The sequence below is a fragment of the Hymenobacter qilianensis genome, from assembly GCF_014638675.1.
In the GTDB taxonomy this organism is placed as follows: Bacteria; Bacteroidota; Bacteroidia; order Cytophagales; family Hymenobacteraceae; genus Hymenobacter; species Hymenobacter qilianensis.
In genome coordinates, this window is the sequence record NZ_BMFN01000005.1 from 1 (window position 1) to 26,838 (window position 26,838).

Sequence of the window (26,838 nt, forward strand, 5' to 3'; positions counted from 1 at the left end):
AAATTTTGAACCCCTGTCTGACACCGCTTCGCTGGAACACTTGGACAAAGCTTTTCTAACCGAGAGCCTTAAAAAACTTTCAGACATTCACCTGGAGAATATTTTGGTAACCATCAACAAATAATGAAGACAACATATTTAACCCTATTGGCAGGTGCTTTGGCCGTTGTAGCAGCTGTAAGCTGTAACAATCCCAGCCAACACAGAGATGAAACCCAGGCCAAGCTGACTACAAAATCAGATGATAAGGAACAAATCTCTGCCTCTACGGAATCTCAGCCAGATACCATCAAGAAAAGTATTCCGTCAGAAACCACCGGAAAGATAGGCAAGGCCAACGTGCAAATTAACTATCACTCACCGGGTGTGAAAGATCGGACAATCTGGGGCGGACTAGTAGCATTTGACCAAGTATGGGTGACCGGGGCACACAAAGCAACTGCTGTCAAGTTTGATAAGGCAGTAAAAATTGACGGAAAGGAAGTGGCAGCAGGTACTTATGCCTTATTCACTATACCGGGGAGAGAAGAGTGGACCATCATCCTGAACAAAGATTATGAGCAACACCTGGCAGATGACTATGATCAGAAAAAAGACGTTCTGCGGGTAAAGGTAAAGCCGAAAACGCTTGATCAACACCAGGAAAGACTTAAGTACGAGATACATGCTACTACTACCGAAGAAGGAGCAATCACCATTTCTTGGGAGAAAGTCCAAGTTTCCTTGCCAGTAAGCACGAACTTCTAATAAGTATGGTGGCAAGGGCAAACAGTTAGAGTTCATTTCCTAGATAGGCAAAAGTACTGGCATGAGCGGCGCTTTCCTGTTACATATGGTGCTGCCTGTGGTTGTTCCATTGGCTATTGCGTGGTTGTTCTATCAGTCAATATTCAAGCGAGCCACCTGGTTGCTGCTGGCAGGGATCCTGATAGACTTCGACCACCTGCTGGCCAATCCAATTGTTGATCCCAACCGGTGCAGCGTAGGGTATCACCTGCTGCACCAATACTGGCTTATCCCCGTGTATGGACCAGGGCGTACGCATCAAAAATTCTAGACTTCTTTTCTAGCTTGTGAGAGCATACTGAGTTCGAAAACCTGAATGCTATAGCTGATGGTAAAACGGCACTAGCGCCGCAAAGGCACTTCGCTAGGTTTGATGCGTAAGCCCTGATCAACTACCCGCGATAAGGACTGATAAGAAGGGCTTATCGGTCCTTATGGTGAGGAGTAAAGCGGTTTACAACTCATTGTTGACCAGCTTCCACCCACTATAGGCACCCGCAGAGAGGAATAAGCCGATAAGGAGAAACCCTGACGTCCACTCTCCTGACTGCAGATCAAAGGATCCGGGCGCGACGAAGAGGTCAGGATAAGCGGCAGAGTGAAACAGCGGGATAGCACGGCGCCCGCTCACTTGCTGCCAGTAGGACCGAGTAACGAGAATAGAGTGCGCTTGGCCATGGTAGCAAAAGTGGATATAATAGCGTTTGCTCTTATTGCTATACCCCATATTTCTACTTACCACGTCAACGGATACGGTCTGACCTGCCTGCGCTACTTGTCGTGCGTGATAACTATTGTGTTGGACCAAACTCATCATCACGGCCATAAACGCACTCACAAGCAGCAGCAAACTCCACGGACTCCACAAGCGTTGAGCGAGGGGAACTACAGGCTGCATGGGTAATAAACCATATTTTCTAATACTCCCATTGGGCGATCTAAATCTACCACTTTTCCCAGACGGCGGGTATAACTACTGTGACTGTTGCAAAACACCCAACAGGGAATCCATGAGGTTGCTTTGGCGACAACTAGCGGCAAAAAAGACTGAAGGAGCGTTCCTTGTTGGCTGCCGAGGGGACTCACTGATCTGTTTGCAGCTACTGCCAGACTTTTGCAACAGCCACTACTCTTATGTTTAGCGACGAAAACAAGACGAAGGTGGAGCGTTTGGAGCTTCCCTACTGCCCCTAAAATCCTGTTTAGCCGTGCCTACAACATCGCCTAGCTCGGTGTTGAGGAAAGGCCTCCTTGTCGGCGGGGCGTACCCACCTGCACCGCTATACCTATGCCGGCCGCCTGGTCACGCCCCGCTTCGACTAAGCGACGGACGCCGAGCAAGAGAAAGAGGTAGAGCTGTCGCGCGCGGACCTGCCTAAGGGCGAGTTCTTCTGTCGTCGGCTGGCGGCGGGCACAGTAACGACTGCGCGTGTGGTGATACCACGTTACTACCGGTTGCCCTAATCAGCAGCCTGGGATAGCAAGGAGGTTCAGTTGTACTGGGCCTCCTTTTCTGGGGGCTACCTTTCGGCTCGCTACGCCAGCGCTAGTGCCCTTTCCGGCGCGCGCAACCAGCCTACCGGCCCAGCCGCTGCGGAAGAAGCGGAAGCGTGTGCGTTACCGTTACTGGCGGAAGGGGAAGGAGCATTAACAGAGAGGGAACTGCTCCCTTCCTTCGGATAATTCCGGCCAGAAGAACCCCGCGGTCAGCGGCGGACAAACCCGCTCAACGTGATATGGTGGGTTTGGGGCGCTGTCCCCGTGGCATAGATATTATACGTGGTGGGATAATACGTGTTGGTCTCCTGAAAGTAGAGAGGCTGCGCAAACGGGGTAGAGGTGCGGTTGCCGCTGCGCAGCTCCTCGAGGAGCACGTTGGGGACCATAAACGTATACTGGCCGTTATACGTCCCTAACACCATGGTATGAGTCATGCCCGCGAACGCCTGTGCATCGCCCCAGTGCCGGCCTAACCCCGGTAGGTCCCCTAAGACAGCGCGATACGGGGCGGGCAGATAGCCGGCGGGGGGCAGCACGTTAAACCGGGCAGTGGGATCCGCGCCGGCTGGGATGGCCTGCCGTTCGGCCCGCGAGGTCATGTAAAAGCGCGTATCATAGTGCGGACCAAATGGAATCGGACCATTCGGACCCTGCACCGGATGGCCTTGGGCCGACCACCCCAGCTGAATATGGTCGAAGGGGGTAAGCGCTTTGGCCTGCTCCGGCAGGGGTATTTCATCCACGCCAAAGTTGGTCGGGGGCAAGTTGTATAGGGCCTCATTGGTGAGTTCTAACCCTAGTTCAATTGGTTCCTGCCGGGCGTTGACGGAGATCCAGGCCGTGGCTTGTCCGTTGCCGACCTTCACCGAGGGGCCCCGGTACACGGTGAGCCGCGGCTTGGGCTGGAGCCCGTAGTCTTCCAAAAGGTCACAGGAAGGAAGCAGCAGACTGCTGGCCAAGAAGAACAGAGCGTGTACTAAGCGTTTCATCGTAGGAATGGGTTAACGTGGGGGTAAGTGAATGGAAAGTAGGCAGTCAGAAGATGCTGCCGGAAGAAGTATCCGGACAGGCCAGGGAGCAAGGTGTAGCTAAGCTGTGGAGCTTCCTAGGGTTTGTGCGGTTCGGTTGAAAGAGGAACTGCCAGCAATAAGGCGCCCGTAAAAACGGACCCGGGCAGGTGCTGGGCTGTTTCTGTCGGAGGCGTGCCGGGGGCTTGCGTGAGGAGGCCCGGGCGACCGACAACCCGGGCTTAGTGCCGGGCTAGGCGGCGCACGGCGCGGATGCCCGTTGTCTGAATCTGCACGGCGTAGATGCCGGGCGCGAGGCTATGCAGGTCTAGCCCAGTGGCGTGGGCTTTCGCGGAGGGGGCCACCGTACGGGTCCACACGACCCGGCCCCGCGCATCCAGCAGGGTGAGCGTGGTGGGGCTTCGGCTCGGGGGCAACCGCACGGTCGTACTTCCCTGGGCCGGATTGGGGTACAGGCTCAGGGCCTCGGCCCCTGGGTCGGCGTCGGCCGTAGCCAGCGGAAGGCCATCGGGGAGCGTGGCCAGGAAGCCGGTGCCCGTATTCGGCGGGCTAAGCAGGGGGATGGGACCAAAATCGGCCGGGCCACCGATCACGCCCGCCACATACACCGTGCCCCCCTGCACGGCCAAAGCGGTGCTTGCATCAAACGACTCCCCCCCGGCTTGCTGCACCCACATAAAGCGGCCACTAGGTCCCTCATCCGTGAGCTTAGTGACGAATACGTCGGAGAAGCCGGCACTGCTCAGACTGCTAGTACCAAAGCGGGCCGGCGTGCTCGTAAACCCACCCCCGATATACACGGTGGATCCGCGGACAGCCAGCGCCTGCGCAATATCGCTTCCCGGCCCGCCGACTTGCTGCACCCAGGCAACGCGGCCACTGGGCCCACTATCCGTTAGCTTAGTGACGAACACATCGGAGGCGCCGGCACTACTCAGGCTGCTACTCCCAAAGCGGGCGGTCGACCCCTCGAAGCTGCCAGTGACATACACCGCGGACTCGCCCAGGGCCAGCGCCAGCGCCCAATCATCGGTCGGCCCGCCCGCTTGCTCGGCCCAGGTAAAGCTACTGCTGTTGCCCGCCTCCGTGAGTTTGGCCACAAAAATGTCCCCGCCGCCGGCGCTCGTCAGCGCAACAGGACCAAAGCGGGCAGTCGACGTCCCGACCGGAAAGTCCAAAAAGCCAAAGTAGCCGGTGACATACACCTCCGCCCCCCGCACGGCCAGGGCCATCGCCCTGTCCCCGTACTCCCCCCCCGCGCGCTGGACCCAGCTAAAGCTACTCGTCGCGCTGTTCCACTTCGCCACCAACACATCCTCCTCGCCCGCACTGGTCAACGTCGTCGCTCCCACCATAATCGTGCCCGCGAACGAGCCGGCCAAATACACGTTCCCACTTTCGTCGAGCGCTAGGGCCTGGACCTGGGAGAAGCCGTTCGGGGTGGGGGCTAGGCTGAGGGCCACCGCCGTGGCCCACGGCGGCGCTTGCGCCCGGACTGGGGAAGCGGCCAGCAGCAGCAGGAGCAGCAGCCCAGTCCAACCGAGCAAATGCTTCCGTCGAAGCGCGGAAGCGTGCAGAAGAGCAGGGGGGTTCATCACGAGCCAGGACGTTAGCCCAGCCAACCGATAGGCTGGGAAGGAACCGAAACAAAAGATGTAATACTAGAACAATATAAAGAAATGATTTAATAATATTAAGTATGACTTTGCCTAGTCTGGGTTTCATCCCTTGCTTCACGGCGCGGCGGCGCGAGCTAGTAGCGCTTAACCTTTGGCTTGTATAAAAGAGGGGAGTGGCGGCAAGCTAGGGTTGACAGCTACTGACTGGTGTGGATAAGGTGCTCCTTGCAGACTTATTGCTGTCCAAGAAGGGCCGTGGCTGTTGCAAAAGTCTGGCTGTAGGCTGCCAACCGGCTATTCAGGCTTCATCCGCTGTCAACCAGGGACCTCCCTTGGGGCTTGCTAACCTCTTCTCGTCGCTGAGGCGACGTAAGACCTGCACCGTTGGGCGTTTTGCAACAGCCACGGCCCTTATGCTAACCAACTTTTCAGGACCTGACCCTCTCCTGTCGGGTCCTTAGACTCCCCTTGCCAGGAGGCCAGGCCCTGCGCGGCGCGACGTGGGCGGGTCCACCGGGAAGCCGTACCTTCGACCCGGCTTTTTGCTGCGTATGACCTCTACTCTTCCGTTTCCCGCTGCCGCCCCCCAGCCCGTGCTCATCGTGGGGGCCGGGCTCGCTGGCCTGACCGCGGCCCATGTTCTGCTGGCCGCCGGCATGCCGGTTCGGATCCTAGAGGCCCGGGACCGGGTTGGCGGACGGACCTGGGCTGTTCCAGCCTTGCCGGCGAAGGGAGAGAATGACCTACTCGACCTAGGCGCCACCTGGGGCTGGGCCCACCATCCGTACCTGCTACAGCTGCTGGGCGAGCTGGGTATCCCCTCGTTTAGGCAGCCCAGTGCCGGGGCCACGGCCTACCAGACCCGGCAGGGCGTGCACCGGCTGGCTCAGCCGGCCGGCTCGGCGGGCTATCGGCGCTTCGCGGGCGGGGCAGCGGTGCTCTGCCGCACCCTGGCGGGGCGGCTGCCGGCGGAATGTTTGCAACTGAACACCCGCGTTACGCAGCTTCGGCTGCTGGTTCCCGGCCAAGGAGTAGCCGTTCAGGTGGAGCAGGGCGTGGCCACGCACACATACCCCGCCGCGGCCGTGGTCCTGGCGCTGCCTCCGCGGCTGGTGGCGCAGTGCATTTCCTTTACGCCCTCCCTGCCCGCGGCCCTGCAGCAGACGTTGCGGGAAGTGCCGACCTGGATGAGCCACGCCATGAAAAGCGTGGTGGTGTACGAGCAGCCCTTCTGGCGGGCGCAGGGCTGGTCGGGGTTTGCCGTCAGCCAGACCGGCCCGCTGACGGAAGTGCACGATGCCTCGCCTGCAGGTGGGGCTCCCGGCGCGCTGTTCGGCTTCTTTGCCGCGCCCCATCCGCTGCGCGCTGCCCCCCTCGCGGCGCGGCGCGCAGCGGTGCTCGCCCAACTCGAGCTCCTCTTCGGGGCCCCGGCCGCCGCCCCGCTGGCTTACCACGAGTGGGACTGGGCCCGGGATCCGCTTACCAGCGGGCCGGGCGACGAGCAGCCCCCCCGGTCGGTGCCCCTGCAGGGCCCCGCGCTGCTGCGGCAGCCGGCCTGGGCGGGCCGGCTGCACTGGGCCGGAGCCGAAACGTCCGTCAGCGAGTGGGGACGACTCGACGGGGCGGTGGAATCGGGACGCTATGCGGCCGCGCAAGTGCTGCGGCAACTAACCACCGGTTAGGCCGTAGCTACGTCCGAACAAGAGCGGCGCTCCCGGCGAATGCGCCTACCGGGAGCGCTGGCGGTGTGGGCGTTGACGCAGGGCCACCACGTGAGCGGGCCTCTGGCGGTCTCCTAGTTTTTGGTTGCCCCAACCGGCCCGGGCGTCGGTAGTCGGCGGCTGGTCAAGGGCTCGGCTTTGAGCAGCAAGTCCGTGGCCAAGAAGGAGTCGTCCTTATTCAGGTACCACTTGCGCGTTTTCGGTAGCTTGACCCCCTTCACGGTCAGCTCTTGGTCGAGCAGCACGTATTCGCCGTCGTTGGGCTCTTTATTGTGGGAAAAGCGGTAGGCCCGCAGCGCAGAGGTGCGCGGGTCCAGGTAGAAGGACCAGGTGTCCTGGCCCACGGCCGGGTCGTAGCTGACCTGTACGGTGGGGTAGGTCTTGCCGCGTAGCGATTGCTGGGGGGCTTCGGCGGCCACCCGCGTGCCGGCGTCACGCAGCTTCATGGGCAGGCCGTAGAGATAGGTGTAGAAGTTGCGCGCAGCCTGCACCGCCCCGGCCACCAGCCGATACTGTTTTTGCTCGGCCGCGGTGAAGTGGGGTTGGCCATCGAGCAGTAGGACCTCTTGCCCGTTGACCACGCCCTTGACGACTTCGCGCCCCCCGGGGTGGCTGATGTGGCAGAAATAGCCGGTGGCATTGTCCAGCTCCACTTCAAAGGTGCTGGCTTGGCCCGCGGCCGAAGTCGACTGGAAAAACAGCCGCGTGCGCAACGTAGGCCATTTTCCTTGCGGGTCGTGGTAGGCAATGGACTGCTGCACCAGTTGAGGACCCGTCAGGGGTGGGGCCGGAGCAGCCGGGAGCAAGGTTAGAGCGAGGAAAAACAGCAGTTTGGGCATCATGGCGGGAAAGCAGGGAAAAGAGGAGTAAGCGGGGAGCTCTTAGTAAATAACTCCTGCATAAAGAACGGAGCCTGTTTACCCTACGCTTCTTCCTCGCTTCCGTTGGCGGCCTAACCGGCTAGCCCGCCTCGGGTACCAGGGGCTTGGTGCTCCAGACCAGAATCGTGCAGCCCGTGGGGCTGGTGGCTTGATGCTCGGTGCCGGCCGGATAATACAGATAGGAGCCTGGCCCAAACACGCGTTCCTACGCTACTCCTGGGTCCACGTACGTGCCCTCTACCACGAACACTTCATCGGGCACGGCATGCGCATGCACGGGGTAGCCCTGCCCGGCGGCGAGGCGCAAGAGTACCCGCGAGTCGCCCCCCTCGGCCCGTAAGACCTGCTTGTCCACCCCGTCGCTCACCCGCTCCCACGGCGCGGCCGCGCGCTCTACACTGGTTACCTGTGTCATATGCTATGCTTTTTGTTATAACGGTTGTTATACCAGGCAAACGGTCACCCCGGTACGGCTCCAACTAGTACGCGAAGCAGGGTCCGAAGGACGGGGTATCAAGCAGATGAACCGGTAAGCTGGCCTCCAGCCCTAGGCTGGAAATGGCTGGGGGACGCGGCAGCTAGGGTGCCCGGAGTGAAGACTGGAACCCGCATAGCCTTTGACCAGGTAGTCATTCGAAGATAATTACTACCACCGGGTGAAAAGCATAATGAAAGAGGTTTAGGCTATTTGTAAATAATATTTAGGCTAATCTAAACTTATTTACCTCTAAGCGGTAAGGAAGCTATCGCCGGCTACCGCTCCCCCGTGTGTTGACGGACAGAACCTCGGGTTATGTTGCTTCCCTTCCGGGCTTTCCTTCTATTGTCGCTGCTGCTAACGTTAGGCAGCAGCCACCCGCCAAAGCCTGGGGTTATCCGCTGGCTCGCGCCCCAAGACCTGGCCGATAGCCTGCGGGTACGGCCCCGGCCCGTGCTCGTAAACATCTACACGCCCTCATGCCGCTACTGCAAGTTGCAGGAGCTGACGACCTTCCAGGATCAACGCGTAGCCGACCGCTTGAATGCCCGTTTTTACGCCGTGGCCCTGAACGCGGAAAGCCCCGAGCCGGTCCGGTTGCTGGGGCACACGTTCACGTTTCAGCCCACGGGTCCCGGCCGCGGGGTGCATGCGCTGGCCCTGGCCCTGGCCCGCGACGAGCGCGGACAGATAGCCTATCCCACCCTCGTGCTCCTGGATGAGCACTTACAGGTGCGCGGGCGCTGGCCCGGGCTTATCAAAGCCGAGCAACTCACCCCCGCCTTGGATAAGGTGGCGCCGGAGGCCGGGCCGTAGCTACCGGCGTGCTTGCCCGCACTGTGTGTTATCCTTGGCTGGCGCAAGTAACGGCCTGGTTTTACCCACTTTGCAGTCAGGCTTGACCACCGGAAAGCTTCGTGGGCCCAGCCGACCCCGTTATTCAATGATCATATGGCAGACGTTGGTTTCGGCCCGGCCATCGGCGCTGACCAAGGCCCAAAACAGCCCCTCCGTGCTGTGGGGCATCGCTGCGTGCCCCTGCCAGTCGAGGGCAATAACGCCCCCTCGCCCCCCCGCCCGGGCTACTTTGTCGATGACTTGCTGCGCCGCTTCCTGCACGCCTAAGCCTGTATACTCCACTATGGCGGCAATATCGTGGGCGACCGCGTGGCGGATGAAGTACTCCCCGTGGCCCGTGCCGGACACGGCGCAGCCGTGGTTGGCATAGGTGCCCGCCCCAATCAGGGGAGAATCCCCAACCCGACCGTAGGCCTTATTGAGCATGCCCCCGGTGGAGGTGCCGGCCGCCAGGTGGCCGGCCTGGTCGAGGGCGACGGCCCCTACGGTCCCATACTTCGTGGCGGGGAGGTCAACGTCCCAGCGCGTCGAACCGGGAGCAGCGCCCCCTTGCAGCGCCTGCCACTGCTGCCAGCGCTCCTCGGTGCGAAACCAAGCCGCAGGGGCCGTTTCCAGCCCCATATGGGCGGCGAACTCGTCGGCCCCGGCCCCCGTGAGTAGCACGTAGGGCGAGCGCTCGAGCACGGCGCGGGCGGCCGTGATGGGGTTTTTCACCGTGCGCACCCCTGCCACGGCCCCGGCCCGCAGCGTCGCGCCGTCCATCAGGGCCGCGTCCATCTCGTTCACCCCGGCCCGGGAGAACACTGAGCCCCGGCCCGCGTTAAACAAGGGCGAGTCCTCGAGCAGCTGCAGGCTGGTTTCGACCGCGTCCAGGCTCGTGCCGCCACTAGTAAGTACGGCATACCCCGCGTGGGCGGCCTCGCTTAGGGTGCGGGTGTAGGCGGCCTGCTGGGGAAAGGGCGTGCCGGGGGGATGCAGCCGGCCCGAGCCGCCGTGCAGCAGCAGGGTGGCGGGGTAGAAAGAAGGAGAGGGCATAAGAAGAGCGGAAGGTGGGGAGAATAAAGACTGGTGTACGGGCGCTCAAACGCCGGCACTAGGGACGGCAAGATAGGAGCTATGACCGCCTGTTGGGTTTGCCGCCAGCAGATGCGCTGGGTCCGTCGCTCCAGCAGCTCCTCCTAGAACTCAGGTCCACCCCTTTCAACGGACCCACGCGCTTACCCATCCGGCTGCCTATCTTCCACTTACGGCTGGTGATGCTGCCGACCACGGCATACCCGTTAGCCCCCTTGGCCAGCCGCGTGGCGCAAGCTGCGCAGGGCCGCGCGGGTGCGAGTCCGGACCGTGCCCAAAGGTAGTTCCAGTTCCTGCGCCGCCTCGCGCACGGTGTAACCCTCGACGTAGAGCAGCTCGAGCAACTGGCGCTGGGCCGGCGGCAGTTGGGCGACCAGTTCTCGCACCCCGACATGCTCGGGTTGAAAACCGGCGCTGGCGTGGGCCAGGGCGGGGCTGCCCTCCAGGGACTGGGTCTGGCGGGCCTGGTGGGCGCGGCGGCTGCGCAGCTGATCCAGGGCCAGGTTGCGGCATAGCGTCAGGGCCCAGGTGAATAGGCTACCTTTGGCCGCCTGGTAAGTCGGGAACTGCTGCCAGATCTTGACCAACGCTTCCTGCAGTAGGTCTTCGGCTAGAGCATCGTCGCGCAGCAGGCGCCGCAGCAGGCCGTACATCGCCGCGCCATAGCGGTCGTAGAAGTCGACCATGGCGGAGGGATCGCGGGCGTAGAGGCGCTCGAGCAGCGCCGACTCTGAGGACGGCAACATGGGGGTGGGCGGGGGTGGAGCCTGTGTACGCGAACGCCCCATACAAGGTCACCGCCGCCCCTGGGGCTGGTACCGGCGCGCTAATGGAAAAGGGGCGCATAAATCGACCAAGGCGACTGCTAGGTCGGTAGACGTCCCCGCGGAGACGCTGAAAAAGGTTGGCCTTCAATTCCCGGCCCGCGTACTTTTACTGCTATGTACTCTCCCCTCAGCCTGCCTACGCGCACGATTACCTTTCGTCCGGACCTGAACGTGCTGGTCGTGCGGTGGCACACCCATGCGGCGGTGGAGGTGGTGCAAGCGGACTACGCTCAGATGCTGGACGCGGCCGAGGCGAGCCGTTGCACCGACTGGCTGCTAGACGTACGCCGCCGGGAGGCAGCCCCGGCCGCGCTGAGTGCCTGGGTGAGTCACGTATTTTACCCGGGGGCGGTGGCGCGGTTGAGCCCCCACCGGCTGCGGATGGCGGTGCTTAGCTCGCCGTCCTTGACGGAGCTATACCGCACTGACCCGGAGCACCAGAAACACGTGGCCTACAGCACGGACCCCGCGCGGCCCTACGACATTCGCTTGTTTGACGACGAGGGGCAGGCCATGCACTGGCTGAGCACGCGGCTGCGCTAACGGATAACGCGGCCGCTAGGCCAGCTGCCGCAGCCAGGCCACGGCCGTTTCTTCGCGGTCGAAGACGCGGTAGGTCAGGGCTGCCGTTTTCGCTTCGTGCATGACCTGATCGTTGGAGAGGCGGGCGAACACATCGTTGGCCAACAGGACGGCCCCGTAGAGCCCTTGCGGTCCTTGCCGGGAATGGTCGAGCCAGTAGTCCACGATCCAGGCACTCTCTTCCTCGGTGAAGGGGGCCATCAGGCGCTGGTCGCCGAGCAGGCGGTGCCACCGGTTGCGCACAAGCAGGTTGCGGGTGTGGGTGAGCAGGGCCTGCAGCTCGGCGAGTTTGCGCTTGCCCGGCTGGTACTGGAAAATCACGTAGCCGTCGGGGTGTTCGAGCACACGGCCCACGGGGTTTTCAAAATACAGTTTCGGTGTAGCGAGTGGAATCATCCGAAAGGCAATGAAGGGCGGGTGGAAGGGGCGGGAGCAGACCCAGGACAGAAGCAACAGCCCGCGAGACGGGCAACAGGCAGCGGGAAGCAAAGCAAGGGATTTTTCCGCAAACCAGCCAGCTCGAGCCAGGGGCGCAAGCCCAGTGGTGGCCTACGAGGCCGGGTATAACAGGCTTACGTTCGGGGGAGGAGCAGTCCATGTGCTGCCTGGCACGCCACCCCACCCCAGCGCCGGCAGAGGCTACGGCTTCGTATGTCTGGCCTGGCGGTGTGCCCAGGAAGCAGAAAACAGGTCGTTGGTACGCGCGGCCGTTCCCGGGCAATACAAGCCAGCTTTCCTACCGCTGCTTCAACGGGGGGCAGTCTTTCGGCGTACTGCCGGGTCTATGGCTACCACCCCCTTGTCCGCCGTTATCTTCCTACACGGTTACCTGGAAAGCCCCGCCATCTGGTCGGCCTTTATTGGCGACCATTTTGCCGACTACCAGGTGCTCACGCCGGCTCTGCCCGGCTACGACCCCACGCATGCGGCCACCGACTACAGCCTGGAAGCGGCGGCCGAGGCGCTACGAGCCACGTTAGCCGCGGCGGGCGTGAGCCGGGCCGTACTGGTGGGCCACAGCATGGGCGGCTACGTGGCCCTAGCCTTTGCCGAGCAGTACCCTGGCCTGGTCGCCGGGTTAGGCTTGTTTCACTCTTCGGCCCTGCCCGACAACGAAGAGGACCTTGAGCGGCGGACCCGCAACCGCACCTTTCTGCAGGAGCACGGCGTGGCCGCCTACGCGGACGAGTTTCTCCAGCCGCAGCTCTCGCCCACCCACCGTGAATCCTTAACCCACGAGGTGCAGCAGTTGCAAGCAATCGCCGCGGCCGTGCCCTTAGCCGTGGCGCTGGGCAGCTTGGACGCGATAGGGCAGCGCCCGGATCGGCGCGCCGTGCTGGAAAAGGCCACCTACCCGGTCTTGTTTATTGCCGGCAAGGACGACCGGGCCGTCCCGCCGGAGAAAACCCACGCGGAAAGCTTGCTGCCCGACTACTGCACGGTGGTCTGGCTGGCGGGCGTGGGCCACCTCGGGTTTGTGGAGCGGCCCCGCGACACGCGCCGGGCCGTGCGCCAACTCGTGGAGGCGGCCTTCCGCCCCGAGGTCGGCAGGTAGCGTAGCCCGTTAGTGGCCAGGTTCCAAGGGGCCGGGGGGGAGTGACCTGCTGGTAAGGGCACGTGCGGCCGCGTGCGTTGTTTTGAATGGGCTCTCTGCCCGAACCGGACCCAACGCAAACCCCGGGTGTACGTACAGGAAGGCTTCCCCGAACGCAACCTCCGCGTTGAGTTCCTATCCCCTGACCATGCACCGCACCCTCGCCCTGACGCTCCCCCCTGACGCTACTGATGCCCTTCTGCGCGAGTTAGAACCCCTAGACGAGGTGATTGGCCTGAGCGTGCAGCGCGGAGCCGCCCGCAAGCCCGTGGGCGACGTGGTGACCGTGCAGGTGCTCAACCGCGGGGCCGATGAGGTGCTGCGTCGCGCCCGCGCCGCCGTCTCCAACCCGGCGGCCCTCAGTATCGTGACCACCGAAGTCACCAGCTTCATTGCCCCCGCCCAGCACCAGGCCGTCGATGATGACCGGGACGAGGCCATCTGGGAGGAGATGGAAAGCGGGTTGCGCCACCAGGGCCGCATCACCACCAACTACCTGCTCTTGATGGGCCTGGGCGGCATCGTGGCCGCCATTGGCCTCGTGTCCGAGCCGGTGCCCCAGGCCGTGGCCTTCGTGGCGTCGGCCATTATCGCCCCGGGCTTTGACCCAATGACTAAAGTGCCCCTGGGCCTGGTGCTCCGGCACTGGTCCCTGGTCCAGCGCGGAGTCCGCTCCGCGCTGGCCGGCTACGCCGTGCTGGTGGTGGCCGCGGCCCTGACCATGCTCGCGTTGGTGGCCGCGGGCGAGGCCTCGGGCGAGCAGCTGGCCACGAACCCGGAGGTGCAGCACCTGGCCCACCCCAAGCTGCTGGAGTTGTTGCTGGCCGGGGCCGGGGCGCTGGCGGGCGTGGTGATTTTGGCCGCCTACCGACGCAGCTTTCAGGCCGGCCCGCTGATTGCCATGGCCTTTATTCCGGCCGCGGCGCTCATCGGGGCCGGGCTGGCCGTGGGACGCTTGGATCTGGCCCTGGAGGGACTGGAGCGCTTCGGGGCGGACTGGGGCTTTATTCTGGCCTTGGGTATTCCCTTTCTGTGGCTTAAGCAGCGCCTGGTGCACCGCCGCCAGCCCCTCGTCTAGGTAGAACTACAGGGGCTGTACCCGGCCGGGAGCTGGTGCGGCCCTAGGCTGCTGGTTTACCTGGGGAGCAAGTAAGGCAGGACCGAGCCGGCAAGGGTCTCCTCCCCGTCCGCGTGTCGGCTGCCTCTCTTAGTCCACGTTGCTGCATACAGCTCACGCCCTCCTGACTTTCGCTAACCATCAGGCTATCCGGACCGTATCGTGGAAAAGTATGCCCCTGCCTGATTCGCTCCTGCCCGCCAACGATGCTTCCCGCCTGCAAGCTTTGGCGCCCTATCTGACCTTAGGCACGGCGCCCGACCCGGTCTTCACGGAAATGGGGCGGCTGACGGCCAAGTTATTTGCCGTGCCCATCGCCCTGGTCTCCTTGGTGGAAAAAGACAGTGTCTGGTTTAAAGTCAACGAGGGCTTAACCGGACAGGAGCGGGTAGCGCGCCACGAGAGTATGTGTTCGGTGGCCATCCTGCAGGAGGAGACCACCCTCTACGAGGATCTGCAAAAGCAGCCCTGCCACCTCACTGATCCTCAGGTGGCCGAAACCCTGCACCTGCGCTTTTATGCCGGGCACCCGTTGCTAACGGCCGAGGGGCACGCGATTGGCACCTTGTGCGTGATTGACCGGCAGCCCAGCACCCTCTCGCTGCCCGAGCTGAAGCGCTTGCAAGCCTTGGCGACCATTGTCATGAAGATGCTCGACCTACGGGTACGGATGCAGAAACAATCCGAGCAGGTTAATGCCCTGTGGTTGGGCCTCTACCTGCAGATGGAGGAATCACTCAACCGACTGACGACCTTGCGCGACTTGGCCAGTTGGGAAGAGAATAGCCACACGGCGGCGGCCCTGGGCTACCAGCAGTCGATTGAGGAAGAAGCGGACCGCATCCTGCGCGTGCTCGACGAGCAGACTACGGCCGCCTTAGCTGCCTACCTGGGGCCCCGCACCTAAGGCGGCCAACTACAGGCAGCGCTTTCCCCGCGCTACTGGGGACGACAAGACCACCCGAAAGAGTGCGTAAAGAGCTCCTAACCGATGCGCTGACTCTATGGACGGGTATATTAGATGGAGTAGCGTTGCAAGCACGAGTAGGTGTCCCTACAGAGGCTACTAGGCCGCTAGTAGCCTCAAACCAAGCCCTTAGCTGTGTTCTGCAACAGCACCACTGGTTAACGTAATGGCCCTGTTGCAAAAGTCAACTTCCTGCAGGTGTGCGAGGTGGGTAGCGTAGGCTCGCCTTCCCCCCCGTCAGACGTCGCTGCTGAAACCGGTGCCCGCGCACCATTACTACCAGCCACGGCTGCCGACCGTCGATTTTTGCTTCGTGCGGCCCCTGCTTCCCCCTTTCTATAACCCTGGCGGTCGTCCCTCGCTCGATCCCGTCGTGTTGGTCAAGTTGCTCTTGGTGGGGCACGTGGAGAAGTAAAAAAGCCTTTTCATACTTGAAAAGGCCTTTCTGTTAACTAGCAACGAACACTATAATCCGTACATACCTATTTATTGTAGAGTAGCATTTACCGCGGCATCCGCCGTAATAAATCCTGCCCCTGCCTCCACGGGGGTAGCCATAGGCAGGGCAGCACGTTCTAACGTACTTTCGGCCTGAGCGGCCGTTATCGTCTTATTCTTTTGTGCCATTAGCGCTACGATGCCCGCTACGTGCGGGCTAGCCATGGAAGTACCAGAAAGAAAATAATAAGAAAGCTGGCCGCTGTTCAGCTGATACGGTCCTACTACATTATGACCAGGGGCCGTTACATCTAAATCCTGACCAGGTTTTTGCCGGCTAGAAAAGCCAGAAATAAAAAAATCAGCTGGGTTAGTAGGATCAGGCACATTCAAGCGCAACCACCAGGTAGCAATAGAGCCCTGTGCTTTTAAGCCCGCACTAGCTACACTAATCACAGGCGCATAAGCCCCCGGATAGCCCATACCAGCAGGCCCACTATTACCGGCCGAAGCGACAATAATGACGCCTTGTGCAATAGCATAATCAATCGCTGCCTTCTCGATAGCATCTAACCCAGGACCACCTAAACTCATGTTTATCACGACCGGAGAATTCTTTAGCGGGCCAGCCTTTAAATCAGCTATGTGCACAATACCCTGCGCGACGACGGACGACCAGCCCGAACCATTCTGATTTAGTACTTTAACCGGAATAACCGTAGCTTTAGGAGCTACCCCATTAATAGAAGTGCCATTCAGGTTAAACCCAAGAATAGTACTGGTTACATGGGTTCCATGGGAGTTCTGATCGTGTTCCCACTTGTTCGGCTGATCTGATACATTGCCCCTTTCACCCCCTCCGCCGCCAAAGGACTTGGCGTATTGGGTAGCAATTCTTTCCTGCGGAAAATATTGGCGCCAAGAATCCGATAAACCCGTATCCAAAACTCCGATGTATACACCCTCTCCATCTTGCTCAATCGTTCGTCCAACACCTAAATCAGTAACATTAACGGCATCCAGATTCCAGGTATTTACCCCCCCACTAAAGTCCGATACGGCGACCGCATCTACGGGCGCCCCATTTCTACTGGCATCTGGATTAGCCTGACTTACATAAGAAAGCTGTTGAATGCTCGCTAATTTATCACTCGTGGTTTTCATGGTTAACGCATCGAGCTTAACCATGACTTCCCCGACTGTACCATACGCTTTCAACTCATTCAGAATGGTGTCGGTTATTTTCGTATTCAGGACCACATTAATGCCAATCATTTTGGTGGCCGTGGCATCGGCAGATGGCGAAGCACCAGTAGCAGGAGCAACTTGGTCTTCCGGCATTTTCTCGCAGGACATGAGTAAAGCAAGCGAAGGCGCTACCACCAATAAGGAGCAGAGCTGGCGAAAATGGGTACTCTCTTTGAGCTTCAGTAAGCTGGGTACAGATAGATAGATCTTTTTCATTGGGATGTTTATGTAGTTATGTAGAAAAAGCGGATGATCCGAGTACTAGCTACCAAGAAATGAATTAAAGTCCTAATAATTTGTACTTTATTTACGTATAAATAGAATAATTGATAAAGTTGCTTGTTGCTGATAGCACAGAAGCCATAGGATGTGATGAAACTACCCAGCACCGGTTCGACCGTGGAAGCCCGCAGTCGCCGCCTGTGCTAGCCGACATGCGTGGCGAAGCGCGTGAGCATGCGCTCGTAGGGGGCTTTGGCCGAGCCGTGTAAGGCAGGCGCTTTTCCCGCGCCTGCCTTACACGGCTCGGCCAAAGGCCAGTGCTTGCACTCGGCGGCCTTGGCCCTGTTGCGCTTTTTGGGGTTGCCCTGAGTCGACGGATTCGTTGTCGGTTGATGATACGTCCATCACGCGCCCGTTCTTCGGACGCAAACCGCCACAGCCGTAAGCCGGGCTACCCAGGGAGACACTCCACGAGGCTATAGGGCTCTCGTTTGGCGTGTACGAAACGCATCCCTCCTGCCCGTTTCCTACACGTTGAATTGTAGCCGGGTTTTGTACACTCCCCTGACCCTACCATGGCCCACGGGCACCGGGTGCCATGGTAGGGTCAGGCGTTCACGGAAAGGAGGAATAGGTCAGCCGACGGGTCGCGCGAATGCTCCCTTCGCGCTGGCCTCTACGGGGAGGCTAACCAGCTCTTTCCGGGCAATAAACGGGCCCCAGTGTCTCATTTGGGGGGTATGAACATAAATACCCACCAAAAAGCCGTACGACCCGGCAGGGGCAGCGGCTTGTCGAGGGAGGCAATCCCCGGGGCTTACCCGGCGTCGCCGGACCTGGAACCGGTGGGCTCCGGGGCTTGGCGGGCCCGGGCCGAAGCCAGCAGCCGACAGGCGTCGCGGTGCAACGCCGTCGCCGCGCGGGCCACCAGCTCGTTCAGTTCCACGCCCGGCAGGGCCCCACCCAGCGCCACGATGCCCGCGAGGCAGGCCAGGGCGAGCCCCGCCGTGAGCAGCGCGGCCGCCCGGAACAACAGATGGGCGTAGAACGGGAGCAGGGGCATAGGGCGGGGCAGCAACAGCAGAAAGGGGAGTCCTTCCGGCGGGCCAAGTTAGGGAAGAAAAATAGGCCAGCACCCGGGCGCGGGTGGCCGTGTCCACCGGGTTGGTCAGCCGAGCAGAACTGGCGTTCAGGAAAACGGTGATTTAAATTAAGGGAGCCCCCTTTTACATACTGGAAACGACCTGCTACTACATGTACAAGCTTGGTTAGGATTCGAGTAGAGCGGCGTTATGGGCCCTTATTTCTTGCCAGGTCCAGGTCCCTCACGGAGCGGAAGTAGACAGACCGGGAAGACAGAGAGGGCCATTGCCTGCCCAATACCTCGGTGGCAGTCCGCTGTTACCGCAAGTTTGCCAGCAAGGCTAAAGAGGGCTGAGAGGGGGCAGCAGGAGACGCAGCGAACGACATAGCAGCAAGCACAGGATGACCGAATTATAGGGACGTTACTTCCACGTTACCTGAAGGGGCGAAGCCAGGCGACGAGCAAACTCACTGAGATACTTATCCCAGTCCTCGGGTGAGAGAAATTGCCCACTCTTCTGCCACCCAAAGCCCGCGTAGAAAACGACGCCGCCCCGGGCGGGCTTGGTCACCACGTAAAGCTGGCTCTGATCTTTCTGGGTAGAGCGATGCTCTTGATAGTCTGTGAGGTAGTGGGGCTCCACGACCACCGCCGTGCCCAGGTAAGAGGCGTCTATTTTCTCCCAGTAACGAAACCACCCCGCTTGGCGATCCGCGCGCACCTGCCCTTGTTGCTCGTGCAGCGTCAAGCCAATAGTTAAGTTCGGTAGCGCCGGGGAAGCGCTCAGGTGATCTTCGTAGCGAGTTAGGTTACTGCCTAGATCCAAGGAAATACGCTTTGTTTCCTGTACGGTGCGGCCATTCGCCAGCCAGGGGGCATACGCGAGTTCAAACACCGTGCGGATGGGCCCCGTGGCCAAGATTTTATAGTGCGTGAAGTTTTTGGAAACGTAGAGCTGTCCGTTATCCAGCACGCCCGTGCCGCCCGTGCCCCGGCTGCCACCCACGTGGTAGGGGTCGTAGCCTTCGCCCGTATCCGTATGGTAGGCAAATGGTTTCTCGTGCACGTGGCGCCCGTACCACTTGTCAATGATCGGGTAGTCCACCCGCTTCAGCCAGCAATCCATACCACTGGTGAGCGTCCCACTGGGGTCTTTCGCTTCGTAAAGCTGCTGCGCGACGGGGCCGTAGGTGCGGAAGGCTACCCGCTCGTTTTCCCAGGCAAAGTCGTCCGTGCGCTCCGGCACAAAGCGCGCAAACGTGGTGTGCGGGCTAACCGGCAGAGGGCCGCCACTAGCGGCATCGACCAGTTTAAACTTCTTGGTGGCTCTAGCCGGCATATCTGTTTGAAAGAGCAGCTCGTCGGGCCGCCCATCGGCATCGCTGTCCAGCACTTGGCTAACTAAAGTGGTGGACGTAGCGGCATCCTGTACGCGCAGTTTTGCGGGGCTCATTTTGCGCAATGAGGCTGGCAGCTTCGCCAGAGGCAGGCTGATGGTTTCGGCGCGCCGAACCAAGTTTAGGGGGTTGCGCACCGTGACGGTTACGACGGCCGGGGAGGGGCGCTGGACTGCACCACTCAGCAGTAAGGCGGTGAAGGGCAAGATGGCTAGGGAGCGGATGGCTAGGGAGCGCGGCACAGGCTGGTACATGGGCAAGGAAAAGACGGCGGACAAGGCTGGGTTAACCCTGCTACTCCGGGTGGCGTAGCTAACAGAGTTTTTGCTGAGGCACCGGACGTGGCTATAGTGGGGCCCCAGAGTTGATCTTTCCTGAGCAAAAGGTGGCGAATCGAACGCTTAGCTACAGGGCGTGGTCAGGTTTTACGTCCTGGCCCGACCATATTTGACGGGCTGTCCAGTCTTGGGGTGGCTGGGCCCAGAATGCCGCCGTGGGGGGCAGCCCGAGGGGCAGAAAGGCGGTGGTGCAGAGGTAGAGGCTACCCGTAGAAATGTAGCGTTCGCCAATGCTGGGCTGATGGCCGCACAAGCCAATCTGCAGCCAGCCCATGCTATCAAAGGTGCCTTTGGGTTCCAAAGTGCGCCGGATGACGGCCGTCAGGGCGCTGCGCACCTGTCCGGGGGGCAAATCCGGTGGCAGCTGCTGGTGGAGGGCTACGTGGGCCAGGTGCTGGAAGGCGCCGCAGCGGTAGGCCAATGAGCGGCCGAAGGCGGCAAAGGAGCCCTCGGGCCCAATCAGACGCTCCTGCACGGTGGCGTAGCGCTGGGCGCGGGCCCACAGCTGCGCCAGCAGGTCCTTGTTTTCTTTGCCGGCCGCGACGAGGGTGCTCACCACGTCAAGCAGCATGGGCTGAATGACGTAGCTGTTGTAATAGTCCCAGTGAAAGTCCGGGCCGTCGCCGTAGGTGCCATCGCCCTTGTACCAGGTCTGATGCTCCTTGATGGCGTAATCCATGCGCATCAAATCGCCACTGCCCGTAAATTTTAGCAACGCGGCTTCGATAATGGCGCTGAACAGCAGCCAGTTGCTGTACCCGGGCTTGATCACCCGCGTGCTCTGTAAGGCCTGTACTACCTGTTGCTGCGTGGCGGGGGGCAATTTTTCCCACAGCTGGGTCGGGGCGCGCAACAGGCTGTGCGCCAGGAAGGCCGCGTCGACCACCGGCTGCCCGCCCTGCGTAAAATTCAAAAAATCCCTGGACTGAGGGTTGGTGGCATGCCCGATGGCCTGGCGGGCTAACCCAGCGTAGCGCAGCTGGCGGGCCTGCTCCGTCCGCGGCACCTCCGTCAGCTCCAGCCAGGGCGCGAGCCCCGCTAACGTCCGGCCCAGCGCTTCGAGGTGAGACACCTTGCGCCGCTCTTCCTGCTGCCCGGGCGCGGCCTCGATCGGCAGGAGGGCCTTCAACTGGCCTTGCGCTCCGGCTGCCAACACGGGCTCTGCTAGGCGCAGGAGCATTTCCAGCCAATACTCCCGGTCGGTAGCTTTCGCGACGGAGGGGAGTGCGCCCCCCCCCAGCGCGGGCCCGTTGCTCGCCCAAGCCGGGAGCGTATAGGCCGAGAGGCCCGTGAGGGTGCTAGCAACAAAAGCACGTCGTTTCATGCAGTCAGATAAGAGGCGGAGCAGATATGGGTTCCTACTAAAACTTAAGCTTAATCACTTCTGAGCCGGCCAGCAGGAAGGCGCCGGTGCTGTACACTTCCCAGCTGTCGGCCGAAAAGTCGCGGCGGGGATCGGCCCCAATGGGCTGCACCCACCCCACCCGGCCCTCGGGCGAAACGCACTTATTCAGGGCTACCCATGCCTTCTGCACGGCCGGCCGGTACTGTGGCCCAGCGAGGATACCTTGATTGAGGCCCCAGGCCAGGGCATAGCAGTCAAAGCCGGAACCGGACGCTTCCCCGCCGGGATAGGCCTGCGGGTCGAGCAGGCTGGAGCGCCACAGGCCATCGGGCTGCTGCAGTTGCACCAGGCGGGCACTCATTTCCTGGAATAAGTGCACGTAGAAGTTCCGGCTAGGGTGGTCCTGAGGCAACTCTTGCAGGAGTTGCACCAGTCCCCCCATCACCCAGCCGTTGCCTCTCGACCAGAAAATACGCTGGCTGTTACTCTCCTTTTTACCCTCCCCGGCTTCGCTCCACAGGTAGCTGGCATCCCGCGCGAACAGGTGCTCCCGGTGGTTGTAGAGGCGACGGTAGGTTTGCTGGTAGAGGGTGTCATTCAGGGCTAGGTACTGGGGCTGGTTTTCGATTACCCCCAGCTTAACCAGCACGGGCGGGCCCATGAACAGGGCGTCGCACCACCACCAGGCAATGCCGTGGGCCTGCACTTCGGGACCCGGCATCGTCCGAAATTTCTCGACCACGGCTATGGTCGGCTGAATCATGCGCCGGTCCTTTTTTAAACGGTACAGGTTCAGGTAGGTTTGGCAGATGACGATGTCGTCGGCGTGATCGTAGCGCGGGCCGGGCTGCCACTGGGTGCGCTCGCCCATGGCCAGCAGGGAATCCAGAATCAGGGGAGACTTGGTCGTCTGGTACGCGGCAAAAACGCCCGAGTAGAAGGCGCCATTGGTCCAGTCCGTGAGCGGATGCTTGGGATGGGCTAGCTGCCACTTGGTTGCCTTGAGCAGTTGCTTCTTAATAAACTTAGGCTTGAGGAAAGCTTTGTCTGGGGCGGAAACCGACTGCGCGTGGGTCGCGGGAGCCAGAAGCAGGGCCAGCAGGGCGCAACAAGTAAGCAGACGAGAAAGTCGTAATGTATACTTCATACAGCAGGGGGTGGTGGCCGGGGCGGAAAAAGCCCCCGTACGACCCAAGGGGGCGAAAACAAACCTAGCGAAATAGTCCCGCAAGGCTGGGGGGCATTTTAAGACATTACAGGGGCTGGACTCGTCGCCGGCAACCGCCCTGCGATTCGTAGATGAAGGCCACAGACAACGTAACTGCTTTGGTTAAAGCAAGATACCCGGGCTCATGCCCCTTCGCTCTTCTCTTACCCCGCACCATAGGCTAGCCCTGAGTAGTCGTGGAGGCCGCTTCCCGGCTTTGTCGGTGTTGTTTGGCGTATTCGGAAGGGGAGAGCATATATATTTTTTGGAAGGCTTTCCGGAAGTATTTTGCATCCTCGATACCTACTTGAAAGGCAACTTCGGACACCCGCATCGGGGTTTGGGCCAGTAGCTGGGCCGCCCGCTTCATGCGCACATCCCGAATAAACTCCACGGCCGTCTGGCCGGTAATGCTCTTGATGCGGCGGTAGAAAACGGACTGGCTCATGCCTACTTCCCGCACGAGTACCTGCACGCTGAACTCGGCATCTTCCAGGTGCTTTTCCACGACGCTCATAGCATTTTCCAGGAACTGCCGGTCGGCGTCAGCCACCACAATCTCCGTGGGCTCGAGCAGGATCTGCCGCTGGTAGTACTCGTGCAGCTTGCGGCGGTTGCGCAGCAGGGTGGTGACCTTGGCTTGCAGCAGAGTCGGGTTAAAGGGCTTACTCACGTAGTCGTCGGCGCCCATGCCGAGGCCTTCGAGCTGGTGGGTTTCCGCCGTGCGGGCGGTGAGCAATAGCACGGGAATGTGCGCCGTTTTGGGGTGCTGCTTTATTTTCTGACACATCTCCAGGCCGTCACTACGCGGCATCATCACGTCACTAATAATGAAATGGGGCAGGTGGCTTAAGGCTTTTTCCCACCCTTCGATTCCGTCTTCCGCCGTGAGTACCTCATATTCCGCCTCAAAGAGTTGGTGCAGATACTGGCGCACTTCCTCGTTGTCCTCCACGATCAGCAGCTGGGGCGGCCCGGCCGGTACCTCGACGCCCGGCAGGCGTGGGTGGTCATTTTCCAGCAGCGCGGCCACGGGCAGTTCCTCTTCGTGGGCTACTCCATCCTCTTCCTGCATATCCTCGGTCCGCAAATGCTGGCGGCCGAAGGGCAGGCGCAGCTCAAAGGTGGTGCCTGCTCCCTCCCTACTGGCTACTAACAGTTGGCCCCCATGGCGCTCGGCAAACTGCTTGGCCAACGACAGGCCAATGCCGGTGCCCGTCATGCGCAGGGTGCTGGTGTGGCTGGCCTGATAGTACGGGTCGAAGATGAGGTCCAGCTCCGTGGCCTTGATACCCACGCCCGTATCGGTCACGCTTATCTTCAGGTAGTTGCCCGTTAGCTGGCCCTGGCTACATACCGCTTCGCCCCCCGGATTGCCGACGATGGTCGCCGATAGCTCCACTCGACCCTGGTCGGGGGTGTACTTAAAGGCGTTGGCTAACAGGTTCGTGAGGATGATTTCCAGCTTGCTGCGGTCAAAGTACAGCATAATGGGATCAGCGGGCACATCCAGCACGTAGTCCACGGCGCGCTCCTGCGCTTTCAGCTGAAAGATCGAGAACAGGTCGGCTAGAAAGCGGACTGCATCGCCATAGCTGGCGCGCAGGGGCACGTTGCCGGTTTCCACCTTGCGAAAATCAAGGAGTTGATTCACCAAGTCGAGCAGCTTGCGGGCCTGCTTTTGCATGAGCTGCACCTTGGGGCGTAGGTCCGCCACGGGGCCGGGGCTGCTGATGATTTCCTCCATGGGCCCCAGAATAAGCGTGAGCGGGGTGCGCAGCTCATGGGAGACGTTGGTGAAAAATCCGAGCTTTAAGTCGGTCAACTCCTTCTCCTTTTCCGCCTGAAACTGCTCCAGGCGCAACTTATTCTGAAGCTGCTGCTGGCTCATCTCAAAGCGGCGATACAAAGCCACGAAGCCCAGCACCACGAGCCCGTACAGGGCGTAGGCCCACCACGTGCGCCACCAGGGGGACAGCACCTCAAAGCGCATGGTCGCGTAACGCTTGCTCCACACGCCCTCCCCGTTGGTGGCTTTGATCTGCAAGGTATAGGTGCCCGCCGGCAGGTTGGCAAAGCTGGCCGTGCGCTGCCCCGGGGCGGGGTGCACCCAGTCCTGGTTGTAGCCCACTAATTGGTAGGCATAGCGGTTTTTTTGGGGGTTAGCGTAGTTGAGGGCCACGAACTCTACTGCGAAGTCATTCTCCGCAGCGCGAATGGTAATCGTCTGGGGGACGGACAGCGCCTGCTGGAGCAGGACGCGGTCGTTCAGCGTGTCACCCACGGCCACCGGCTTATTGCTGACCCGCAGCCCCGTAAGCTGCACCACCGGGGGGGAGGGGTTAGCCTGAATTTCCTGGGGCTGGAAATAATTGATGCCATTGATGCCCCCAAAATACAGGGTGCCATCCTGGGCCCGGGTGGCGGCACCAATCTTGAAGGCGTTGCTTTGCAGCCCATCGGCCACGTCGTAGCGCAGGTACTGGCCGGTACTGGGGGTGAAGCGATACAGGCCGGTGCCCCCGAGCCAGAGGTTGCCCGCGTCATCGGCCAGGATGCTTTCCACGTCGCTTTCCGGCAGCTCCTGGTCGTAATAGTGCATGGTTTCGCGCCCCTGCGCATCGGTGCGCAGCTGGTGCAGCCCCCCGCCAATGGTGCCAATCCACAGTGCCCCCCGCTCATCCAGCAGCAGGGGCCACACGTAGTTGACGCGCAGGCTGTTGGGGCGCTTTGGACCGTACTGGTACTGGGCCAGTACCTGCAGGGAGTCTCCCCGCACGCGGAGCTTGAGCAGGCCGGCATCGCGCGTGCTGGCCCACATCACATCGCGTTGGGGGTCGAAGAGCAGGAAGGTAAACTGATCCGACGGTAGGGCGCTGTTATCGGTGCGGTAGGAGCCCAGGTGCTGGCCGGTAGCGCTGAAGCGGTGCAGGCCGGTCGTAAAAGTAGCCGCCCAGATCGTGCCGTCGCGGTCCTGAACAATGCGTTCGATGCTTTCCGCGCTTAAGTCCGTGCCATCCGCCAGCTGGGTGTAGGTAGTCAGCTGCTCGCGGCCGCCCAATTGCGATAGCGTCACTAAGCCATCGGCGCGCGTACCAAACCACAGCATTCCGTTCCGGGCTTGAAAGACGGCGGAAACATCCACGCCACGCGGGCTGCTCTCCAGTTGATTAAGGTAGTGCCGGTAAGTGTGTTGGGCCAAGTCATAGCTCGTCACGCCGTTGCGGGAGCCGAACCACAGGGTGTTACGGGCTTCGTCCTTATAAATGGCGTTGATGTAGTTGTTCGACAATGCCAGGCGCCCGGTAAGCCGCTGGCGGATCAGGCCGAAGGGCTTCTGACGCAGGTCTACCTTATTTAGTCCCCCCGCCGAGGCGCACAGCCAGATAATCTGGTTGCGGTCCTCAAAGATCTGGTGGATGCGCTCCGAGTTAATGCTGAACGACTCATCATCCTGGGGCAGAAACAAGGTGGGCGCGGTAGGGCGCAGGGGCGGCGTCCCGGCGGTGACCACGCCGGCCTGCCACACATACAACCCGTAGGTGGTGCCCACCCAGAGCTGCCCCATGGAGTCGAGAAAAATGGACTGCAGAATAGGGAACTGCTGGGGGAGGGGATGGGCGGCCAGCTCCCGCATGGTGCGGCGGTTGGCCGCCCCCACCCACAGCACCTGGTGATCAGTGCCCAGCCACAGATCGCCGCGCCGGTCCAGGTGCAGGGCGCGGATGGGCGTAGCGGCCAGCGGGGTCGACTGCACGGGGAGCGCCGCTTCCGTAGCGCGGATGACCTGCAACCCGGCATCCAGGGTGCCCACCCAGACCTTGCCCTCGGGGTCCACGGCCAACCCCGTCACGCGCGACAGGGACGCCCGCCCGTTGACGCGGGGCGGCAGCTGTTGCAGCTGCCGCACCCGGCCCTGCCTATCGAAGGTGAGCAGGAAAACGCCTTCGTTAATGGTGCCCACCCATAGCCGGCCCAGGCTGTCCGAGGCTAAAGCCGACACGTCGGACTGAGCCAGTTGCTGGGCTAGGGCCTGGTAGGCGGCAGGGACGTGGCGTTCGTCGAAGCTGAAAAAGGTGTCGTGGGCCGCATCGTATAAACTCAGCCCTGCCCGTTCCGTCCCGACCCAAAGGCGCCCATCAACGCCCACGTAGACCACTTTAATACGGTTGCCCGAAATGCCATTGCGGGGGTTCACGGGCAGGGAGTACTGCTTTAAGCTGTAGCCGTCGTAGCGGTCCAGGCCGCGATTCGTGCCCACCCAGATAAACCCCGCCCGGTCCTGAGTGACGGCCATGCCGTCACTGTGCGACAACCCCTGGTCCACGGTGAGGTGCTCAAACCTAAAGTCCCGGGGAGCTATATTTTGGGCCGGACTGTACCCCGCTCGCAGTAGCCAGAGCAGAAGAACGGGAAGAATCCGCTGGAAAAGGAGAGGAGAGGGCACGAGGAGAGGAGGGATTTCAGCGTGGGTGGCGAAAGCCGAAGATAGGGGGAGCGCGGGAGGGTAGGCGCCCGCGTCTGCCC

Annotated in this window: 23 protein-coding genes; 9 read left to right on the forward strand and 14 right to left on the reverse strand. The window is 61.3% G+C overall.

From position 1 onward, the window contains the following. Positions 1–123 precede the first annotated feature (123 nt). On the forward strand, positions 124–747 hold the full coding sequence (locus IEW06_RS18990; protein ID WP_187734475.1) for a DUF2911 domain-containing protein: 624 nt from the start codon (positions 124–126) through the stop codon (positions 745–747). A gap of 85 nt (positions 748–832) precedes the next feature. After that, positions 833–1,057 (forward strand): DUF6122 family protein, encoded by a 225-nt coding sequence (locus IEW06_RS20800; RefSeq protein ID WP_229743179.1) that lies wholly within the window; start codon positions 833–835, stop codon positions 1,055–1,057. Positions 1,058–2,492: 1,435 nt separating this feature from the next. Here the strand turns inward: IEW06_RS20800 and IEW06_RS18995 are convergent. Beyond that, entirely contained in the window at positions 2,493–3,275 is a 783-nt protein-coding gene (locus IEW06_RS18995) for a DUF5602 domain-containing protein (protein ID WP_187734477.1), read from the reverse strand. Positions 3,276–3,535: 260 nt separating this feature from the next. After that, positions 3,536–4,909 carry a T9SS type A sorting domain-containing protein gene (locus IEW06_RS19000; RefSeq protein WP_229743185.1) on the reverse strand — a complete coding sequence of 458 codons (1,374 nt, stop codon included), beginning with the start codon at positions 4,907–4,909 and terminating at the stop codon, positions 3,536–3,538. A 575-nt stretch (positions 4,910–5,484) separates the two neighbouring features. Between IEW06_RS19000 and IEW06_RS19005 the strand changes: the two genes are divergently transcribed. Continuing rightward, positions 5,485–6,615, forward strand: coding sequence for a flavin monoamine oxidase family protein (locus IEW06_RS19005; protein ID WP_188548760.1), 1,131 nt, complete (start codon positions 5,485–5,487; stop codon positions 6,613–6,615). A gap of 113 nt (positions 6,616–6,728) precedes the next feature. Here IEW06_RS19005 and IEW06_RS19010 read toward each other — a convergent pair whose 3' ends face one another. Both IEW06_RS19010 and IEW06_RS19015 read right to left on the reverse strand, forming a co-directional pair. Beyond that, positions 6,729–7,496 carry a DUF6503 family protein gene (locus IEW06_RS19010; protein ID WP_188548761.1) on the reverse strand — a complete coding sequence of 256 codons (768 nt, stop codon included), beginning with the start codon at positions 7,494–7,496 and terminating at the stop codon, positions 6,729–6,731. Between the two features lie 244 nt (positions 7,497–7,740). Then, on the reverse strand, positions 7,741–7,950 hold the full coding sequence (locus IEW06_RS19015) for a cupin domain-containing protein (protein ID WP_188548762.1): 210 nt from the start codon (positions 7,948–7,950) through the stop codon (positions 7,741–7,743). A gap of 378 nt (positions 7,951–8,328) precedes the next feature. On the opposite strand from IEW06_RS19015, the gene IEW06_RS19020 reads away from it, so the two are divergent. Beyond that, entirely contained in the window at positions 8,329–8,829 is a 501-nt protein-coding gene (locus IEW06_RS19020) for a thioredoxin family protein (protein WP_187734485.1), read from the forward strand. 120 nt (positions 8,830–8,949) lie between these two features. Here IEW06_RS19020 and IEW06_RS19025 read toward each other — a convergent pair whose 3' ends face one another. Then, entirely contained in the window at positions 8,950–9,906 is a 957-nt protein-coding gene (locus IEW06_RS19025; protein ID WP_188548763.1) for an isoaspartyl peptidase/L-asparaginase family protein, read from the reverse strand. A gap of 245 nt (positions 9,907–10,151) precedes the next feature. Further along, positions 10,152–10,691, reverse strand: coding sequence for an RNA polymerase sigma factor (locus tag IEW06_RS19030; protein ID WP_223285018.1), 540 nt, complete (start codon positions 10,689–10,691; stop codon positions 10,152–10,154). Positions 10,692–10,886: 195 nt separating this feature from the next. Here IEW06_RS19030 and IEW06_RS19035 point away from each other — a divergent pair, with 195 nt between their 5' ends. Beyond that, entirely contained in the window at positions 10,887–11,315 is a 429-nt protein-coding gene (locus IEW06_RS19035; protein ID WP_188548764.1) for a hypothetical protein, read from the forward strand. A gap of 15 nt (positions 11,316–11,330) precedes the next feature. Here the strand turns inward: IEW06_RS19035 and IEW06_RS19040 are convergent, their stop codons facing one another. After that, on the reverse strand, positions 11,331–11,750 hold the full coding sequence (locus IEW06_RS19040; protein ID WP_187734488.1) for a hypothetical protein: 420 nt from the start codon (positions 11,748–11,750) through the stop codon (positions 11,331–11,333). A 388-nt stretch (positions 11,751–12,138) separates the two neighbouring features. Between IEW06_RS19040 and IEW06_RS19045 the strand changes: the two genes are divergently transcribed. The 4 genes from IEW06_RS19045 (at position 12,139) to IEW06_RS21100 (ending at position 15,447) form a co-directional block, all read left to right on the forward strand. After that, positions 12,139–12,909: an alpha/beta fold hydrolase gene (locus IEW06_RS19045; protein ID WP_187734489.1), complete on the forward strand. Its 771-nt coding sequence runs from the start codon at positions 12,139–12,141 to the stop codon at positions 12,907–12,909. 187 nt (positions 12,910–13,096) lie between these two features. After that, positions 13,097–14,026 (forward strand): DUF389 domain-containing protein, encoded by a 930-nt coding sequence (locus IEW06_RS19050; RefSeq protein WP_188548765.1) that lies wholly within the window; start codon positions 13,097–13,099, stop codon positions 14,024–14,026. Between the two features lie 211 nt (positions 14,027–14,237). After that, positions 14,238–14,972, forward strand: coding sequence for a GAF domain-containing protein (locus tag IEW06_RS19055; RefSeq protein ID WP_187734491.1), 735 nt, complete (start codon positions 14,238–14,240; stop codon positions 14,970–14,972). A 319-nt stretch (positions 14,973–15,291) separates the two neighbouring features. Next, positions 15,292–15,447: a transposase gene (locus tag IEW06_RS21100; protein WP_505693850.1), complete on the forward strand. Its 156-nt coding sequence runs from the start codon at positions 15,292–15,294 to the stop codon at positions 15,445–15,447. Between the two features lie 71 nt (positions 15,448–15,518). Here IEW06_RS21100 and IEW06_RS19060 read toward each other — a convergent pair whose 3' ends face one another. The 7 genes from IEW06_RS19060 to IEW06_RS19085 all read right to left on the reverse strand — a co-directional run bounded on the left by IEW06_RS19060 (position 15,519) and on the right by IEW06_RS19085 (position 26,758). Continuing rightward, positions 15,519–16,934, reverse strand: coding sequence for a S8 family peptidase (locus IEW06_RS19060; RefSeq protein WP_187734492.1), 1,416 nt, complete (start codon positions 16,932–16,934; stop codon positions 15,519–15,521). A gap of 300 nt (positions 16,935–17,234) precedes the next feature. Further along, positions 17,235–17,369 (reverse strand): hypothetical protein, encoded by a 135-nt coding sequence (locus IEW06_RS20875; protein ID WP_262891927.1) that lies wholly within the window; start codon positions 17,367–17,369, stop codon positions 17,235–17,237. Between the two features lie 388 nt (positions 17,370–17,757). Then, entirely contained in the window at positions 17,758–18,003 is a 246-nt protein-coding gene (locus IEW06_RS19065) for a hypothetical protein (protein ID WP_187734493.1), read from the reverse strand. A 442-nt stretch (positions 18,004–18,445) separates the two neighbouring features. Next, positions 18,446–19,699 carry a BT3233 family polysaccharide utilization protein gene (locus tag IEW06_RS19070; protein ID WP_187734494.1) on the reverse strand — a complete coding sequence of 418 codons (1,254 nt, stop codon included), beginning with the start codon at positions 19,697–19,699 and terminating at the stop codon, positions 18,446–18,448. Positions 19,700–19,826: 127 nt separating this feature from the next. Further along, positions 19,827–21,083 carry a DUF2264 domain-containing protein gene (locus IEW06_RS19075; protein ID WP_188548766.1) on the reverse strand — a complete coding sequence of 419 codons (1,257 nt, stop codon included), beginning with the start codon at positions 21,081–21,083 and terminating at the stop codon, positions 19,827–19,829. 37 nt (positions 21,084–21,120) lie between these two features. After that, on the reverse strand, positions 21,121–22,251 hold the full coding sequence (locus IEW06_RS19080; RefSeq protein ID WP_187734495.1) for a glycoside hydrolase family 88/105 protein: 1,131 nt from the start codon (positions 22,249–22,251) through the stop codon (positions 21,121–21,123). A 241-nt stretch (positions 22,252–22,492) separates the two neighbouring features. Further along, a complete protein-coding gene (locus IEW06_RS19085) occupies positions 22,493–26,758 on the reverse strand; it encodes a hybrid sensor histidine kinase/response regulator transcription factor (RefSeq protein ID WP_188548767.1) in 4,266 nt (1,421 codons plus the stop codon). Positions 26,759–26,838: the final 80 nt, after the last annotated feature.